11 protein-coding genes are annotated in these 16,782 nt (G+C 67.6%); 6 read left to right on the top strand and 5 right to left on the bottom strand.

The genetic code is table 11. From position 1 onward, the window contains the following. Positions 1-22: 22 nt before the first annotated feature. From ACTWJ5_RS10830 to ACTWJ5_RS10815, 4 genes are all read right to left on the bottom strand, one after another. Complete coding sequence (locus ACTWJ5_RS10830) at positions 23-3,361, bottom strand: DEAD/DEAH box helicase family protein (RefSeq protein ID WP_444438485.1); 3,339 nt, start codon at positions 3,359-3,361, stop codon at positions 23-25. Next, positions 3,361-6,330, bottom strand: a complete 2,970-nt coding sequence (locus tag ACTWJ5_RS10825) for a DNA methyltransferase (protein ID WP_444438483.1) — start codon at positions 6,328-6,330, stop codon at positions 3,361-3,363. The genes ACTWJ5_RS10830 and ACTWJ5_RS10825 overlap by 1 nt, the downstream gene beginning before the upstream one ends. A gap of 338 nt (positions 6,331-6,668) precedes the next feature. Further along, on the bottom strand, positions 6,669-7,211 hold the full coding sequence (locus tag ACTWJ5_RS10820; protein WP_444438481.1) for a flavin reductase family protein: 543 nt from the start codon (positions 7,209-7,211) through the stop codon (positions 6,669-6,671). A gap of 136 nt (positions 7,212-7,347) precedes the next feature. Further along, positions 7,348-8,151, bottom strand: a complete 804-nt coding sequence (locus ACTWJ5_RS10815) for a helix-turn-helix domain-containing protein (RefSeq protein ID WP_444438479.1) — start codon at positions 8,149-8,151, stop codon at positions 7,348-7,350. Positions 8,152-8,468: 317 nt separating this feature from the next. Between ACTWJ5_RS10815 and ACTWJ5_RS10810 the strand changes: the two genes are divergently transcribed. The 6 genes from ACTWJ5_RS10810 (at position 8,469) to ACTWJ5_RS10785 (ending at position 14,879) form a co-directional block, all read left to right on the top strand. Further along, a complete protein-coding gene (locus tag ACTWJ5_RS10810) occupies positions 8,469-9,389 on the top strand; it encodes a LysR family transcriptional regulator (RefSeq protein WP_074985952.1) in 921 nt (306 codons plus the stop codon). Positions 9,390-9,852: 463 nt separating this feature from the next. Continuing rightward, the gene (locus tag ACTWJ5_RS10805; RefSeq protein ID WP_444439568.1) at positions 9,853-11,691 is read left to right on the top strand and encodes an amidohydrolase; all 1,839 of its coding nucleotides are present in this window, start codon (positions 9,853-9,855) and stop codon (positions 11,689-11,691) included. 46 nt (positions 11,692-11,737) lie between these two features. Beyond that, positions 11,738-13,015: an OprD family porin gene (locus ACTWJ5_RS10800; protein ID WP_444438476.1), complete on the top strand. Its 1,278-nt coding sequence runs from the start codon at positions 11,738-11,740 to the stop codon at positions 13,013-13,015. Between the two features lie 96 nt (positions 13,016-13,111). After that, positions 13,112-13,804: a hydrolase gene (locus tag ACTWJ5_RS10795; protein ID WP_253392636.1), complete on the top strand. Its 693-nt coding sequence runs from the start codon at positions 13,112-13,114 to the stop codon at positions 13,802-13,804. A gap of 75 nt (positions 13,805-13,879) precedes the next feature. Further along, positions 13,880-14,152 carry a XapX domain-containing protein gene (locus tag ACTWJ5_RS10790; RefSeq protein ID WP_074985944.1) on the top strand — a complete coding sequence of 91 codons (273 nt, stop codon included), beginning with the start codon at positions 13,880-13,882 and terminating at the stop codon, positions 14,150-14,152. Positions 14,153-14,207: 55 nt separating this feature from the next. After that, positions 14,208-14,879, top strand: a complete 672-nt coding sequence (locus tag ACTWJ5_RS10785; RefSeq protein WP_253410462.1) for a YoaK family protein — start codon at positions 14,208-14,210, stop codon at positions 14,877-14,879. 778 nt (positions 14,880-15,657) lie between these two features. On the opposite strand, the gene ACTWJ5_RS10780 is transcribed toward ACTWJ5_RS10785, so the two are convergent. Further along, positions 15,658-16,743 (bottom strand): MBL fold metallo-hydrolase, encoded by a 1,086-nt coding sequence (locus ACTWJ5_RS10780; protein WP_370311546.1) that lies wholly within the window; start codon positions 16,741-16,743, stop codon positions 15,658-15,660. Positions 16,744-16,782 lie beyond the last annotated feature (39 nt).

Below are 16,782 nucleotides of genomic sequence, written 5' to 3'. Positions count from 1 at the left end.
CCCGGCTACAGCCAGCAGCGCCCTACCCTATCCTCGCGAACATCTTCTCCAGATAGCTGCCGGCACCATCCTCCATGAAGAGGATGTGGCGATCCTCCAGCTCCGCTTTCGGGCAATGCTCCGCGACGTTCAGCAGCTCCGCATAGGGCGTCGGCGACAGCACGAAGGCGTTGAGCACCAGTGCCTGCTCGCCCGGCTTGGCCAACGTGGCCTGGATCGACTTGACCTCCTTGTACAGGCCCAGCTTCGGGTGCCCCAGGTCCAGGTTGCGCAGGCCCTTGGGGTCCACGAAGGTCAGCCACTGCTGCCCCGTCGCATCGTCCACCAGCCAGAGCAGGAAATCGGGATAGAAGTTGCCCGCGGTGGCGAACCCCAGGCCCTTGTCCTGGGTGGCGGCGTTGCGCAGCAGGTACAGTCTGCGCGAGCCGATGGCCTGCCTGCCGGCGGGCGAGCCGTGGAAAGCCTCCAGGTCCCTGACGAAATCCCACTCGCTGGGCGCGTCGAACGCCAGCGGGCGCAGCTTGAAGGGCACGGCGTCCTTGTCGTCCAGCGACAGCAGCGGGTAGTACAGGTGACGATCGAAGCTGATGGCCACCATGTGCGGCGCGCTCCATTGGCCGGCCTGGTCGATCCGCCCTTCCGCCACCAGCGCCTTCAGCTCCTCCAGCTTGTGGAAATACTCCAGGCCCTGCTCGCTGCCCTCGATCTCGAAGCGGTAGCCCTTGAGCATCGAGCCGTGCCCCGCGTCCAGTTGGACCACGTCGTAGAACTGGCCTTCGTAACCGCTCTTCAGGGCCTTGTAGAAACGCTCGGTGTAGTCGACCAGCAGGCGGACCAGTATGTCTTCCTGCTTGCGGACGTCGGCATAGCCAGTGATCGCCAGCTCGCTGGCCGGGATCAGCAGCGTGTACCAGTCGGCCGGTCCCTGGCAGAACTCCATCAGCTTCTGCCGGTCCAGGCGCAGGTTGCTCCAGCCCCGCTGCAGCTTGCAGTCCTGCAGCTCGACATAGATGCGGTCCCAGTCGAACAGGCCGAACAGCGCCGGGTTGAGCCTGGCGCGGTTGCGCGCCTGGGCCACGGAGCCCGCCGCCTTCGTGGTGCTCAGCGCCTCGATGCGCGGATACAGGTCCAGCGTCACATGGGGCAGCTTGACCTTGCCGGCGAACGCCGCGGGCACTTCGTACAGCCAGGGGAAATGGGTGCGCTTGAAGCCCTTCTGCTGGTTGTCCTTGTAGCCGTCCTTGAGCGCCAGGGTCCTCAGCTTGCCTTGCGGCAGGTTCGCCCGGGTGGGGAGCTCCAGCTCGATCAGCTCGTCGCTGGGGGTGATCCCCTCTTCCTTCAAGTAGTCCTTGAAAGCGGCGATGTAGTTGGCGCGCACGCCGAAGATGTTCAGGGTTTCCAGCTTGTCCAGGTGCAGGCCCTTGGGGCGCTCCTGGGGGCTGGTGCGCTTGAGCGAGAAGCCCTCGCCCTTCAGCCGCACGCCGCGGCCGAACAGTTGGATGATCTGCGAACCCTCGCCCTGCCCCATGTTGAGCAGGCCCATGGTGGAAACGCGCCAGCTGCTCCAGCCCTCGGTGAATTTGCGCGAACCGATCAGCACGTTCAGCCGGCTGTCCTTGTGGTTCAGGGTGCCGAAGAGCGCGCCGCTGAAGTCGTCCGCCTCGCTGTCGAAGGCCGCGCAGGCCTCGGCCTGGCGGAAGAAGGCGGAGTCGTCGCCGATGTTGATCAGTGCGAAAGGCTCGCCATCGCCCACCCGCAGGGCCAGTTCGCCCTTGCTGCTGCGGATGTTGACCAGCTTCAGGCGCTGGCGGGCCGGGGCGTTGAACACCCGCTGGAGGATATCGGCGTACAGCTCGTCGATCCTGTCGCCATAGCCCAGCAACGGCGCGAAGCGCCCCTGGAAGATGTTGTTGCCCTTGGCGTCCAGCAACTGCGCCTTGTCGTTGACCAGGTCCGCCAGCCAGGCCTTGATCTGCGCCTCGCGGTTGAGGAACTCGGCGAGGAAGGTCACCACCTCGAGAATGTCGGAGTCTTCGTCCGCCACCTTGTTGCCGACGAACACCCAGAGCGGCTTCTCGATGTTGAAATCCTGCAACTGCTCGCGATGACGGCCCCACAGCCAGGTCTGCTGATAGAAGGCCAGCAGGCAGGCGGCGAAATACTTGTAGGCGTTGTCGCCCTCGGCGTAGGCCTCGCCGTTCATGTTGAGGATCAGCGAGTCCTTGCCGTAGCCATCCTCGTAGAAGAACTTGTACGAGTAGTCGAAGAGGATGCACTTGGCATAGACCTCGCGGGTCGCGGTGATGCGCGCCTGGCGCAGTTCCTCCGCGGTCAGCTGCAACTGCGCCAGCTGGTCCTCGTCCAGCTTCTTCAGGCTGGCGGTCTGGAACAGCATCTTCGCGCGCTTCTTCTTCAGCTCTTCCTCCGCCGCGTCGACGGTCAGCCCCTTGGCCACCGCCTGGCCGAAGGTGGCCGAATACTCGAAGGCGAAGCCGCCGCGCACCAGGGCGTCGCGCCGGCTCATCCAGGCCCCCGCGGCAGTCCCGGTGCCGCGGTGACCTTCGTCCACCAGCACCAGGTTGTTGCCTTCGAAGGCTTCCACCGCCACGGTCTTGTCGCCCATCTCGTCGCCGAGCTTGTTGATGTCGATGATCTCGATGGTGCCGCGCGGCGGCGTCTGGCTCTTGTTGAAGAACTGGGCGAAGCCGAAGCCGGACAGGTGCAGCTCTTCCAGGTGCTGGCGCGACAGGCCTTCGTTGGGCGTCAGCAGGATGACCTTGCTCGGGTAGCGGTCGCCGTTGCCGGCCTGGAAGTAGTGCAGGTACTGCAGGATGTTGACGTGCAGCAGCAGCGTCTTGCCGCTGCCGGTGGCGTTCCAGAAGGCGATCTTGTTCAGGTCGTCGGCGTCGAAGTCGCGGAACGGATCGGCGCCGGCCTCCCCGCGGTAGGCCGCCAGGGTTTCGTTCAGGCCATCGAGCAGCGCTTCGCGGCGATTGAAGTACCAGTCCAGGTAGATTTCGGTGAACAGCAGCGACAGGTACTGAAAGTACTTCATCTGCAGTTCGTGGCCTTCGCGCTTGTTGCGCTGGGCGGTGATGCGCTGCCAGTGCGCGACGATGTTCAGGTCGTAGCGGCGCAGCTCCGCCTCGCCGATGCGCTGCGGCTCGAAGAGGTTGCCGGCGAGCTCGTGGAAGAACAGCGTCTGGCCGTCGTCGTCGATGCCCTCGTGGCGATCGTCTCCCAGGCGCAGCTTCAGCGCCCCCAGGCTGCCGCCCTTGAAGAAGCCCAGCATCCAGCGGTTGAGCACCAGTTCCTGGTGGAAGCTCCGCTTGCCGGCCGCGCCCCGTGGTGCACGAGCCATCAGAGCGCCTCCACGGCGAACATGCGTTCGAGGAATTCCGGTTCGATCTGGCGCAGCTTGAGCTCGCGGGTGGCGCCGCCCTGCGCCGCGGTCTGGGTGAGCACCGAGGGGATATTGTGGTCGCCGTTGAGGTAGATGACGTCGAAGCGACTGTTCGCCGGGTCGATCGCCAGTTCCTCGCAGAGCCGGCTGATGCCTTCGTAGTCGAGGACCTCGCAGTCACGCCAGAGCACCAGGCAGCTTTCCCCGCCCGGCAGGCTGCCGGTGACCTTGACGAAGCCGCGTTCCAGCTGCGCATCCACCTGGCCGACGCGCAGGCCGAGGAGGTAGTTGAAGGTCTCGACCAGGTCCACCGGGCGCCGCTCGAAGGCGCCGGCGGAGTCCACCGCGATGTCCATGGCGTAGTCGAACGGCTTGCGGAAATCGCCGATCGACAGCAACGAGGCGCGGCTTTCCACGTTCAGCATGTAGCGCAGCAGGTAGTCGTCCCGCGCGTGGTCCGGGAGGAAGCCGAACAGGTCGCCCACCGCCGGCGGCCGGGCCAGTTGGATGTTGTTCAGGGCGTCCTCGTAGCTCTCCAGCTTGAGCACCTTGAAACAGCCGGACAGGCCGGTCTGCGGCGCCGTGGGCTCGCCGTCCTTCCATTGCGCGGAGTAGATGGCCTTGATCGCCCGCGGCTTGGTGACCGTCTCGAAGTACTCGCCCTGCTCCACCAGGATGAAGCCGAGCTTGGGCTCCAGGCCCGCGGCCTGAGCCTCGCGCCGCAGCTCCACCACCGCATGGGCGGTGGTGCCGCTGCCGCCGAAGTAGTCGAGCACCAGGGCCTGCTCGTCGGCCTGGACCGCCAGGGAGATGCACTTCTTCACCAGGTGGATCGACTTCGGGAAGTCGAAGCGCTTCTCGCCGAGCATGTCGATGAGCAGGCTGTTGCCATACTTGCCGGCGTCGAACTCGCCGCCGCTCCAGACGGTCTTGGGCACGGTCTGTTCATGGGTGACGAACAGGTCCCAGTCGTCGCCGACCTTGAGCGCCGCGATGCGCTCCAGGTTCTGGCGGATGGAGTCGAGGCCGAAGTTCCAGCGCCGCTCGACGCCTTCCTGGTCGATAGGCCACACCTCGACGCGCCCATCGGCCAGCAGGACATTCTTGCCGGCGGGGTGGAAATCGTCGTCCGGCACCGTGCCGACGTCGACCACGCGGCCGTCCAGCACGTAGATCGGGTAGAACGACGGTCGCCGGTCGATGCGCCGGGAGTTCTCGCCCCAGCGCCGCATCTTGCGCGGGGTGCCGTTCTCTTCCAGGGTCCTGGCGATGCTCGACAGCCCGTCGCGGGTAAGGAACAGCGCGTACTCGTGGGTACGGTTGAAGTTGCGGGTGATCGAGCCCTTGGGGTTGTGCACCACGGTGACCCGCGACAGCGTGTGCTCCGGCGCCACCTGCTCCATCACCTTGGACAGGTTGACCATCTCGGAGTCGTCGATCGCCACCGTCTTCACGCCGTCGAAGCGCAGCAGGCTCATGCCCTTGAGCAGGCGGTCCTGCATCAGGCTCATCCAGGACGAGTGCTTGTACTCGTTCTTGTAGAGGATGGGCGTGGAGTTGGTGTTGTAGGGCGGGTCTATATAGATGTACTTGACCTGCTCGCGGTAGCGCTCCTGCAGGAAGCTCAGGGCCTGGAAGTTGTCGCTGTGGACGAAGGTGCCGTTGACGCTGCCATCCAGGTCGGCGATGGAAGCCAGCAGCCGCGCCTTGAAGGCGGCGTCGTAGAGGCTGGTGTCGAGCATCCGGAAGGGGGCGTTGCGCAGGTCCTGCTCGGTGCCGTTCGCCGCGCCCGTCCAGAGCCCCAGCTGGCGCCACTGCTCCCACTGCCGGGGGTTGCCGGCGATGGCCGGATACAGCGCCTCCGGCACCCGGTCCAGGGTGATGCAGTAATGGCTGGAGACCACGAACTTCTTCTTCAGCCAGAGCTTCTTCTGGAACTCCTCCAGTTGCGCCAGGAAGTCGATCAGCTCCCGGGCGATGGCCCGCAGGCACTGCGTCATGCGCAGGCTCTTGTCGATGTCGGCGATGGCCGTGGCGTTCTGCAGGTCGTCCAGGTGCAGGACTTCGTTCTTGATGTAGAAGTCCAGCTCGCCGCGCAGGAAACGCCCGAGGTCCTTGTGGATGAAGTAGTCGGCGGTGTTCTTGCTGGCGTAGTCGGTGAGATTCTTCTCCAGCAGCGTGCGCTGCGGGTTCTTCTCGGTCGGCTCGCGCCTGGCCAGCTCGGCCCAGCGCGCCTTGACCGCCGCGTCGCCCAGCACGGTCTCGACGGCCTTGCCGATCAGCGTCTCCTGCTTGGTGCCCTTGGCCACCGCGCGGTATTCGAAGCGCAGCGTCAGCAGCGGCTGGCCGTCGGCGCCGTCGCCCTCCTCGATGGGCAGCAGCGCTTCGTCGTATTCGTGGCCGTGCTCGTCGGTGCGGCTCAGCGTCATCGGCTCGATCAGCGCGAAGCGGCGTTCCTTGTCGTTGTCCTTGCGGTTGTCCTTGGCGGTGTCGGCGGCCACCAGGCGGAAGTGCACGGCGCGGCCGTCTTCCAGGCGGAAGCTGTAGTTGGCGAAGTTCTCGCCGCTCTTGGTGTAGTACTGGTCCTTGTTGGCCCAGTGCAGCATGACTTCCTCGCCGGCGTAGGGAATGGCATAGGTGTCCCCCTTGTAGCGGCGCTGGCTGACGAAATCGCCGTTGTTGTAGTAACGGCTGAAGAAGGTCAGCAGGTGGCTGAAGACGGCATTCTCGTGCTCGGCGCCATCGCCCCCCGCCAGGTGCTCCTGGATCTTGCGCGGCAGGCGCCGCTCCAGGTAGTCGTTGATCTCGCCGGCGCGGGCATTGAGGATGCGGTAGACGCCGAAGTCCAGCTCCGGGCGGTCGATCTGGAAGATCTCGCGCAGCTTGGCGACCAGGGCCTGGTGCTTGGGATTAGGGATGTCGCTCATGACTTGGCCTTTTTCAATACCGCTGTATCTGTCCGGGTTCAGCGCCGGGAAAACGCACGCCGCGCCCGCAGCCAGGTTCGGCATGGCGGGCTCGGACTATGCTCGGGATGCACGCACCGCCGGTCCGCGCCGCAGTGGCGAGGCGCTTCGGCGGCATGACGACCGGGGTGGCAGGCGGAATCAGGATTCAGCTCCCTCTGCGATCCGGCAGGCAGTGAATCTCAACTGACTTGCGATTGGCAACCTGGGCCGCGCCCTGCCAATCCAAACCGTTGATCTTACAAGAGAAGCGCGTCATTCGCGACCGGCGGGGGCCGGGCTGCGCCAAGGGAGCTCGACTAGACGCCGGGCGGCAGCTTCGAGCGCATCGCCTTGCGCCGGTCGAACTTCTCGCCATCCGCCACGAAGGTGCCGTCGCCGACCGCGTGCAGGGTACGGCGCTCCTCGCGTTTGGAATCGACATAGGCGGCTATGCCGTCGAGCACCACTATGTTGTGCCGCTCGACCACGTCGACCACCCGGCACTCGATGTTCGCCAGGCACTCGCCGATCAGCGGCGCGCCGACATGCCGGGCCGCCAGGGCGGTCAGCCCGAAGCGGGCGAACTTGTCGGTGTCGGCGCCCGAGCAGGTGCCTATGCCGACCACGGTGTCGAGCAGGTCCACGGCGGGAATGGCGATGACGCACTCGCGGGTCTTTTCCAGCGCGGCGTAGGAGTGGTTCCAGGGCCCGGTGGTGAAGGCGAAGCGCGGGGTGAAGTCGACCACCATGGTCCAGGACAGCGTCATGATGTTGGGCCGCTCACCGTCGCAGGTGGTGACCAGCACCACCGGGCCGGGCTCCAGCAGGGTGAAGGCCTTCTCCAGCTTCAGCGCTTTCATAAAGGATGCTCCTCGTCGCAGAGGTTCCACGCAGGGGGCGGGAAGGCATAGCGTAGGCGCTTTCCCATGGATTGCCCATGAGGCGCCTTACGGGTGGCTGCCAGCCCCGGCGCCTCTTCTTCGGGAGCGCCGCGCGCTAGCGCTCCAGCCGCTGGAAACGCCGCCAGCTGGCCGGCGACATGCCGGTCAGGCGGAGGAACACCCGGGAGAAATGCGACTGGTCGGCGAAGCCGCAGTCCAGGCCTATCTGCGACAGGCCCAGCGGGGTGTCGCGCATCAGCGCCTTGGCCTTCTCCACGCGCATCCTCAGCAACCAGTCGTGGGGCGACAGGCCGGTGCTGAGCTTGAAGGCGCGCGTGAAGTAGCTGCGGGACAGCGCGCACTCTTCAGCCAGGCGGGCTACCGACAGGCCGTCGCTCAAATGGTTGGCGATCAGTTCCTGGGCGCGCCGCAGCTGCCAGCCGGCCAGGCCCTTGGCCGACTCCCGCGGCGCCGGGGCCGCGCCGTAGTGGGCGTTGAGGTGGGTGCACAGGGCCAGCAACACCTGGTCGACGAACAGCTGGTTGGCCTGGCCCGGCATGCCCAGCGCAGGCAGCAGGGCCTGCGCCAGGTGATAGACGACGGGGTCGTCCTGCCCGGTGAGCCTGTCGAACGCCACCGGCGTGGCGACGCCTTCCTCGTAGAGCCACTCGTTCATGGCGGTGCACGGCAGGGTGAAGCGCAGGTTGTCGTAGGCCGCCAGGTGCTGGCAGCGCACCTCGTCGCCCAGGTAGGCGATGGCCATGCTCTGCCGCGCATGGCCGCCGTCGAACACCAGGCGGCCGCCGCGCCAGAGGCGGTGCGAGGCGAAGTCGCGGAGCTGGACGATGACCGAGAAGGCATCGTCGCAGGGGATGTTCAGCACCTGCCCGGCGTCCGGGCGCTCCTCGCTTCTGCGCACAATCGAGCAGCTCCCGCCGCCGAGGGCCGCCGCTGCCCGCGCCTGCCCGTCCCGGGCCGCCTCCTGCCTTGCCTTATTGTCCAAGCGCATGGCCTGCCCTCCCGGCTCGAATTCATCTGTCCAATCGCCTCGCAGGGCGCCCTGGGGAGCGACACCCGCTGAGCCCGGTATAGAGCCCCCGCATTGCAACGAGACGACAGCCTGCAGGATAGACGCCCCGCCACCCGGCCACTCCCGGACCGTTAGAGGAAGATGATATTGAGCGTCCAGGCCAGCACAAATAGAATCAATGGAATTTCATCCATTCCCTTTCATGCATGAAACGCCTTCCCGACCTGGAAGCTTGGGCGATCTTCGCCCAGGTGGCCAACAGCGGTTCCTTCGCCGGCGCGGCCGAGGCGCTGGGCATTTCCCAGCCCACGGTGTCCAAGGCCATCGCGCGCCTGGAGCGCCGCCTGGGCACGGCCCTGCTGCACCGCACCTCGCGCCGGCTGTCCCTCACCGCCGCCGGGACCCAGGCCTGGGAACGGGCCTTGCGTATCCTCGAGGAAGGGCGCGCCGCGGAGGCCGAGGCCTGCGCCCAGGCCAGCACGGCAAGCGGCCGCATCCGCATGACCGCGCCCATGTCGTTCGGCCTGAAGTACCTCGCGCCGCTGGTCCCGGCGTTTCTCCAGCGCTACCCGGAAATAGAACTCGACCTGTCCCTCGACGACCAGGTGGTCGACGTGGTGGCCGGCGGCTTCGATGTCGCCCTGCGCATCGCCGAGCTGCCCGACTCCAGCCTCAGGTCCCGCCGCTTGTGCGCGGTACGGCGGCCGCTGGTCGCGACCCCGGAATACCTCGACCGGCACGGCCGCCCGCGCCACCCGGAAGACCTGGCGCAGCACCGCTGCCTGCTCTACAGCAACCTGCCGACGCCGGAGGTCTGGAAGTTCCATCACCCGCTCCAGGGCGAATGCGCCGTGCCGGTGCGCGGCCGGCTCAGCAGCAACAATGCCGACGTCATCGGCCCCGTGCTGATGGCCAGCCAGGGCCTGGCGCTGCAGCCGGAGTTCATCGTCTGGGAGGCCCTCAAGAGCGGGGCCCTGGAAGAAGTCCTGGCGGACTGGCACATCGCCCCGATCCACATCAACCTGGTGACGCCGCCCGGCCCCTTGCGCCCGGCGCGGGTCACCGCCCTCCTCGACTTCCTCGGCGAACACCTGGCCCGCGCGCCCTGGGCCCTGAACGGCGCTTGAGCGAGCGCGGCGCACAAACATCCCAAATGCGCGCATCGCGACAAGACCGGGGGTAGCCGGCCGGCGCACAGTCTGCGCTCCACACCCCACCGGAGCCCCTTCGCCATGGCTACTGCGAAAGCCCCCGGCCGTTCGTTGCCGACCCCAACCGATCGTCTCCTGACCAGGCTCGACTGCCGCCCGCGGCTACCCTTCACCAGCACCTCCCCGGGCGCCTGCGCAGGCTGCTGAACGCCATGCTCGATCCGGCATGCGGGCGCCCCCGGCGCGGCAACGGCCTCCGGCCGCCCCGGCTGCCTGCCCGCCGCCCGAGGAACGCCCGATGAGCCAAGACCCATCCAACCCCAGCCGCCGCCACTTTCTCGCCGCCGGCTCCGTGCTCGGCGCCGCGGGGGCGCTGCTGTCCGCCCTGCCCCTGGCCGGCGCGGCTGGTTCCACGCCTGTCGAAACCCGAGGCAAACCCATGACCGCCGACCTGATCCTGCACAACGGCCGCATCCACACCGTGGACCGCGACAACCCCACCGCCAGCGCCGTCGCCATCAAGGACGGCAAGTTCCTCGCCGTCGGCACCGACGCCCAGGCCATGGCCCTGCGCGGCAGCGCCACCCAGGTCGTCGACCTGAAGGGCCGCACCGTCATCCCCGGCCTCAACGACTCGCACCTGCACCTGATCCGCGGCGGGCTCAACTACAACCTGGAACTGCGCTGGGAAGGCGTGCCCTCCCTGGCCGACGCCCTGCGCCTGCTCAAGGAGCAGGCCGAGCGCACGCCCTCGCCGCAGTGGGTGCGGGTGGTCGGCGGCTGGACCGAGTTCCAGTTCGCCGAGAAGCGCATGCCGACACTCGACGAGCTGAACCAGGCCGCGCCGGACACCCCGGTGTTCGTCCTGCACCTGTACGACCGCGCCCTGCTCAACCGAGCCGCCCTGCGCGTGGTCGGCTACACCAAGGACACGCCCAACCCGCCCGGCGGCGAGATCGTCCGCGACAGCAGCGGCAACCCCACCGGCATGCTGATCGCCCGGCCCAACGCGATGATCCTCTACGCCACCCTGGCCAAGGGGCCCAAGCTGCCGCTGGAATACCAGGTGAACTCCACCCGCCAGTTCATGCGCGAGCTCAACCGCCTGGGCCTGACCAGCGCCATCGACGCCGGCGGCGGCTTCCAGAACTACCCGGACGACTACCAGGTGATCCAGCAACTGGCCGACGCCGGCCAGCTCAGCGTGCGCATCGCCTACAACCTGTTCACCCAGAAGCCCAGGGAAGAGCTGGCGGACTTCAGGAACTGGACCGGCAGCGTGAAGTACGGCCAGGGCAGCGACTTCTTCCGCCACAATGGCGCCGGCGAGATGCTGGTGTTCTCCGCCGCCGACTTCGAGGACTTCCTCGAACCGCGCCCGGACCTGCCGCCGAACATGGAAGCCGACCTGGAGCCGGTGGTGCGCCACCTGGTGGAACAGCGCTGGCCGTTCCGTCTGCATGCCACCTACAACGAATCCATCTCGCGCATGCTCGACGTGTTCGAGAAGGTCGACCGCGACATTCCCTTCAACGGCCTGCCGTGGTTCTTCGACCACGCCGAGACCATCACCCCGCAGAACATCGAGCGCGTGCGGGCCCTGGGCGGCGGCATCGCCATCCAGGACCGCATGGCCTTCCAGGGCGAATACTTCGTCGACCGCTACGGCGCCAAGGCCGCCGAGGCAACTCCGCCGATCCAGCGCATGCTCGCCGAGGGCGTGCCGGTGGGCGCCGGCACCGATGCCACCCGCGTCTCCAGCTACAACCCCTGGACCTCGCTGTACTGGCTGGTCAGCGGCAAGACCGTCGGCGGCCTGAGCCTGTACCCCGAGGGCCTGTCCCGCGACACCGCGCTGCAGCTGTTCACCCACGGCAGCGCCTGGTTCTCCAGCGAGCAGGGCAAGAAGGGGCAGATCAAGATCGGGCAACTGGCGGACCTGGCGGCGCTCAGCGCGGACTATTTCAGCGTCGAGCCGGAGCAGATCAAGTGGCTCGAATCGGTGCTGACCGTGGTCGGCGGCAAGGTCGTCTACGCCGCGGGCGAGTTCGACAAGCTGGCGCCGCCCGCGCTGCCGGTGCTGCCCGAGTGGTCGCCGGTGGCCAAGGTCCCCGGCCACTGGAAGCCGGCTGCGCCGCTCGCCGCCCAGGTGCACCAGTGCGTCGGCGCCTGCGCGGTGCATGCCCACGACCACGGGCGGGCGCGCCGGTCGAACGTGCCGGTCAGCGACTTCCAGGGCTTCTGGGGCGCCTTCGGCTGCTCCTGCTTCGCCTTCTGAAAGCCGGCGCGGGCCTGGCGGCCCGCGCCATCACCGAGAGCCCGCGATGGTCCGACGCTCCCCCACCCTGCTGCTGGCCACCCTGGCCTGCGTCGCCTCGCCGACCCGTGCGGCCCCGCACGACGGCCTGCTGGACGGTGCGCAATGGTCGTTGCTCGGGCGCAACTACTTCCTGCAGAACGACTACCGCACCCAACCCTCGCCCAGCGGCCAGAGCCTGCGCCAGGAATGGGCCCAGGGCTTCATCGCCGACTTCCGCTCGGGCTTCACCCCGGGCGCGCTGGGGCTGGGCTTCGACGCCCACGCCTTCCTCGGCGTCAAGCTCGACGGCGGCCGCGGCCACGCCGGCACCGGCCTGCTGCCGCGCAATGCCGACGGTTCCGCGGCCGACGACTACTCCGACGCCGGCGGCGCGCTGAAGCTGGACTTCTCCCGCAGTACCCTGAAGCTCGGCGAGATGACCGTGGAAACCCCGGTCTTCGACACCGGCGACAAGCGCCTGCAGCCGGAATACGCCAGCGGCGCCCTGCTCGACTCCCGCGAGCTGGCCGGCGTGCACCTGCAGGCCGGGCGCTTCACCGCCTTCAGGAACCAGGACTCGGCCTCCGGCCACGGCGACTTCGACGGCTATGGCGCCAGCACCCACGGCAGCGCGGTGAGCTTCGCCGGCGCCGACTTCGCCCCGCCCGGCGACTTCGGCGGCGCGCTGTTCGCCGGCCAGCTCGACGACGCCTGGCGCCAGTACTACCTGAACCTGCACTACGGCCATGCCGGCCTGCTGGTCGACGGCAACCTGTACAGGACCCGCGACGAAGGCCAGGCCCGCGCCGGGGCGATCGACACCACCACCTGGAGCCTGTCGGCGCGCCAGCGCTTCGGCGCCCAGGCCCTGACCCTCGGCTACCAGCAGGTCGACGGCGACACCCCCTTCGACTTCGTCGGCGGCGACTCCATCTACCTGGCCAACTCCATCAAGTACGCCGACTTCAACGGCCCCGGCGAGAAGTCCTGGCAACTGCGCTACGACCTCGACCTGGGCGTGTTCGGCATCCCCGGCCTGGGCTTCATGGCCCGCTACGTGCGCGGCAGCGGCATCGACGGCAGCCATGCCCCCGCCGACGGCGCCTACGCCGGCATGTACGGCCGCGGCGGGCGCCACTGGGAGCGCGACAGCGAGCTGCGCTACGTCTTCCAGTCCGGCCCGGCCAAGGACCTGTCGCTGTACCTCTCCCAGGTCAGCCACCGCGCCGACGCGGCCCAGGGCGGCGACGACATCGACCGCCTGTACCTGATCATCGAATACCCCCTCAAGGGCGCCCTGTGAGCCCGGAAGCCCCCAGGCCCGGACCAGGCCGCCTGCCACCCGGCGCGGCATGCATGTGCCGCGCTCCATCCACTCGACCCATGAAGGAAGAGAACCATGAGCAACAAATACCTTGAACTCCTGACCCCGCAGAACAGCCAGCTCATCTTCATCGACCAACAGCCGCAGATGGCCTTCGGCGTGCAGTCGATCGACCGCCAGGTGCTGAAGAACAACGTCGTCGGGCTGGCCCGGGGCGCCAAGGCCTTCGCCATCCCGACCACGATCACCACGGTCGAGACCGAAGGCTTCTCCGGCTACACCTACCCCGAGCTGCTGGCAGTGTTCCCGGAAAACAGGATCCTGGAACGTACCTCGATGAACTCCTGGGACGACCAGAACGTGCGCGACGCACTGGCCGCGAACGCCGCCAAGGGCCGCAAGAAGGTCGTCGTCTCGGGGCTGTGGACCGAGGTGTGCAACACCACCTTCGCCCTCTCGTGCCTGCACGACACCGACTACGAGATCTACATGGTGGCGGACGCCTCCGGCGGCACCTCGGCGGATGCCCACAAGTACGCGATGGACCGCATGATCCAGGCCGGCATCGTCCCGGTGACCTGGCAGCAGGTGGTGCTGGAATGGCAGCGCGACTGGGCCCGCAAGGAGACCTACGAAGACGTCATGGCGCTGGTCAAGGACCACTCCGGCGCCTACGGCATGGGCGTGGACTACGCCTACACCATGGTCCACAAGGCGCCCGAGCGCGTGCAGCACGGTGAGCGCATCGGCCCGAACCCGGCCAAGTAAGGCCGTAAACCGGCCCCGGGGGCGTCGCGCTGCGATCCCCCGGTGCCCACGTCCGCCCCGGCATCGAGGTGCACCATGAAACTGTATGTCCTGTCCTTGGGCGCCGGCCTGCTGGTCGGCATCATCTACAGTCTGTTGAACGTACGCTCGCCCGCCCCGCCGCTGGTGGCCCTGGTCGGACTGCTCGGCATCCTGGTCGGCGAGCAGGTCATTCCGGTCGGCAAGCAGCTGTTGAGCGGCACGGCCTTCAGCACGGCCTGCGACAAGGCCCAGGCGACCAACCACGTGCTCGGCCAGTTGCCTGGCCGGCAGGCGTCGGAAGAGGCCGCCGAACGGGAGCGGACCTGAACGGCGTCACTCCATCCGACTGCGCACTGTCCGCCACCGTTTCCAAGGAGCCAACATGGAACAGCCCGCCGTCTCGCCCACGCTCAGCGGATTGCTGGGGTTCAATGCCGGCTATGTCGACACCGCCGGCTTTCTCGCCCTGCATGGGCTGTTCACGGCCCACGTCACCGGCAACTTCGTCACCCTGGGCGCGACGCTCGTGCACGGGAGCAGCGGCGCCCTGGCCAAGCTCTCGGCCCTGCCGGTCTTTTGCGTGGTGGTGGTGCTGTCGAGGCTGATCCGCTCACCGGGCTGGCTGATGCTCGCCAAGATTCCCTTGCTGCTGGCCGCCGCGGCGATCCTGATCGCCTCCGGGCCGATTCAGGACGCCGACGCAGCTCCGGCCTTCACCGCGGGCATGTTGCTGGTGGCAGCCATGGCCATCCAGAACGCGCTCCAGCGCATGCACCTGGCCAGCGCGCCGCCGTCGACGCTGATGACCGGGACTACTACGCAGATCATGCTCGATCTGGCCGACCTGCTGCGTGGTGTGGAGGGTTCGGCGCGTGCCCTCATCCTGGGCAGGATGCGCAGGATGGCGTTTGCCGTGCTGACCTTTGCCGCTGGCTGCGGGCTGGCGGCGCTCGTTTATGTCTGGGTGGGGATGTGGTGCTTCATCGTGCCGCCCGTCGTCGCCCTGGCTGTGGCGCTTGTCGGTGTGCGTGGTAGTGAGGGGCGGGTTGCGTAGGTTCCGGGCTGGGAGTGCTGTTTTTTCACAGGGGAACGGTATTTTTCATATGGGGTGGGGCTTGGCTTTTGGCTTGCGGAGTGTGGCGCTTTGGCCCCGCGCTCCGATCTCCACCCCGTCACTCCCGCGAACGCGGGACGCGGCTCCATCGCGAACAGCGCTTGCGCTGGCCCGAAGGGGAATAACCCAGAGACTTCTTCGGGTTGGGTTCGGTGTAGCGCGCCGTTCCGAGGGTACGTCACGGGGCTCTCGCGACATCCATGTCGCATGACCTCCTGAGCGCCGGTTTCGCTCGGCCTTCTGAAGGGGCGTTTCGGAGTGCGCGGAGGTTTCTCTGGAAATCCGCCGAATCGCGGACAAAGTCCGCTCCTACCGCATGAGCGAGCATGGCTTTTCGTAGGATGGTGTTGAGCGAAGCGATACCCATCACCGCAACCGCATGGGTTTCGCAAGCTCAACCCATCCTACGAAGAGCGCCTCGGTGCAGCCTTCCTATAGTTCCAGGAGGCACGGGCGTAGGAGCGGACTTTGTCCGCGATTGGATTCACCGGCACCGCCGAACGCTCCGGTGGCACGGCCAACGGCGTATAACCGCGAACGGTTATGCGCCCTACGAACCTCCCGGCTAACGCTGCGTTACCCACCCACTCCGAACGGCCCCCTCTCCCTCCGGGAGAGGGCTGGGGTGAGGGGGCGGAGCCAGGCTTGATCACCTTCGCTGAACCAACGCACCACACAGCATCACAGCTCTCGGCCATTCACTGCACACACCTCCCGCTCACCGCACCTCGCCCAAACGCGAACAACGCCGAGCACCCGCGCCACCCTCGACCCACTCCCCTTCTACGACCGCACGCCACCAGCGCTCGCCCGCATGGGGCGCATGCAGGTCGACACGTTCCCCCATCCTTGGCGTGGACACCCGCACCTCATACTCGTCCGCCCACACCAACACCCGCTCGAACGGCTCGTGCCAGGCGTGCAGCGCCAGGTCGAAGGTGCCGTTGTGGATCGGCAACAACCAGTTCCCGCCCAGGTCGCGGTGGGCCTGCACGGTCTGTTGCGGGTGCATGTGCACGTAGGGCCAATGCTCGTTGTAGGCGCCGGTCTCCATCAGCGTCAGGTCGAAGGAGCCGAAGCGCCGGCCGATCTCGGCGAAGCCGTCGAAGTAGCCGCTGTCGCCGCTGAAGAACAGCCGCAACGCGGGAGTCTCGATCACCCACGAGCACCACAGCGTGCGGTTGCCGTCGCGCAGCCCGCGTCCGGAGAAGTGCTGGGCCGGTGTGGCGGTCAGGCGCAGGCCGCCGGCCTCGATGCCCTGCCACCAGTCGAGCTGGCGCACCTTGGCCGCCGGCACGCCCCAGGCCAGCAGCCGGTCGCCCACGCCCAGCGGCGTGAGGAACAGCTCGACGCGCGGCGCCAGGGCCTTGATGGTGGCGCGGTCGAGGTGATCGTAGTGGTCGTGGGAAAGGATCACGCCGCGGATCGCCGGGAGTTCGGCCAGGGCCACCGGCGGTTCGTGGAAACGCCTGGGGCCGGCAAACGGCAGCGGCGAAGCGCGCTCGGCGAATACCGGGTCGGTCAGCCACCAGCCGCCTTGCAGTTTCAGCAGCACGGTGGAATGCCCGAGGCGGAACAGGCTGCCATCCGCCGCGGCCTCGAGCGCCGCGCGGCTCAGGCGCTGCACGGGCAGCGGCGCCCGCGGCACGGTGTGCGCCGGCTTGTTGAACAATGCGTTCCAGACGACCCTGGCGTCCGGCTTGGGCATGTCCGCCGGGCGCGGTGTCAGGTTGTGGAAGCGCCCCTGCCTGGCCTGGGGCGAATACCCATGGTCGGCGATAGGCGCGCGCAGCAGCGGATGGATCTTCAAGAGGACAATCCCGTGGGTGGAAAGGGACAAGCC

Source organism: Pseudomonas sp. A6 (assembly GCF_052367875.1).
In the GTDB taxonomy this organism is placed as follows: domain Bacteria; phylum Pseudomonadota; class Gammaproteobacteria; order Pseudomonadales; family Pseudomonadaceae; genus Pseudomonas; species Pseudomonas citronellolis.
This window is presented reverse-complemented; position numbering and strand designations above follow the sequence as displayed.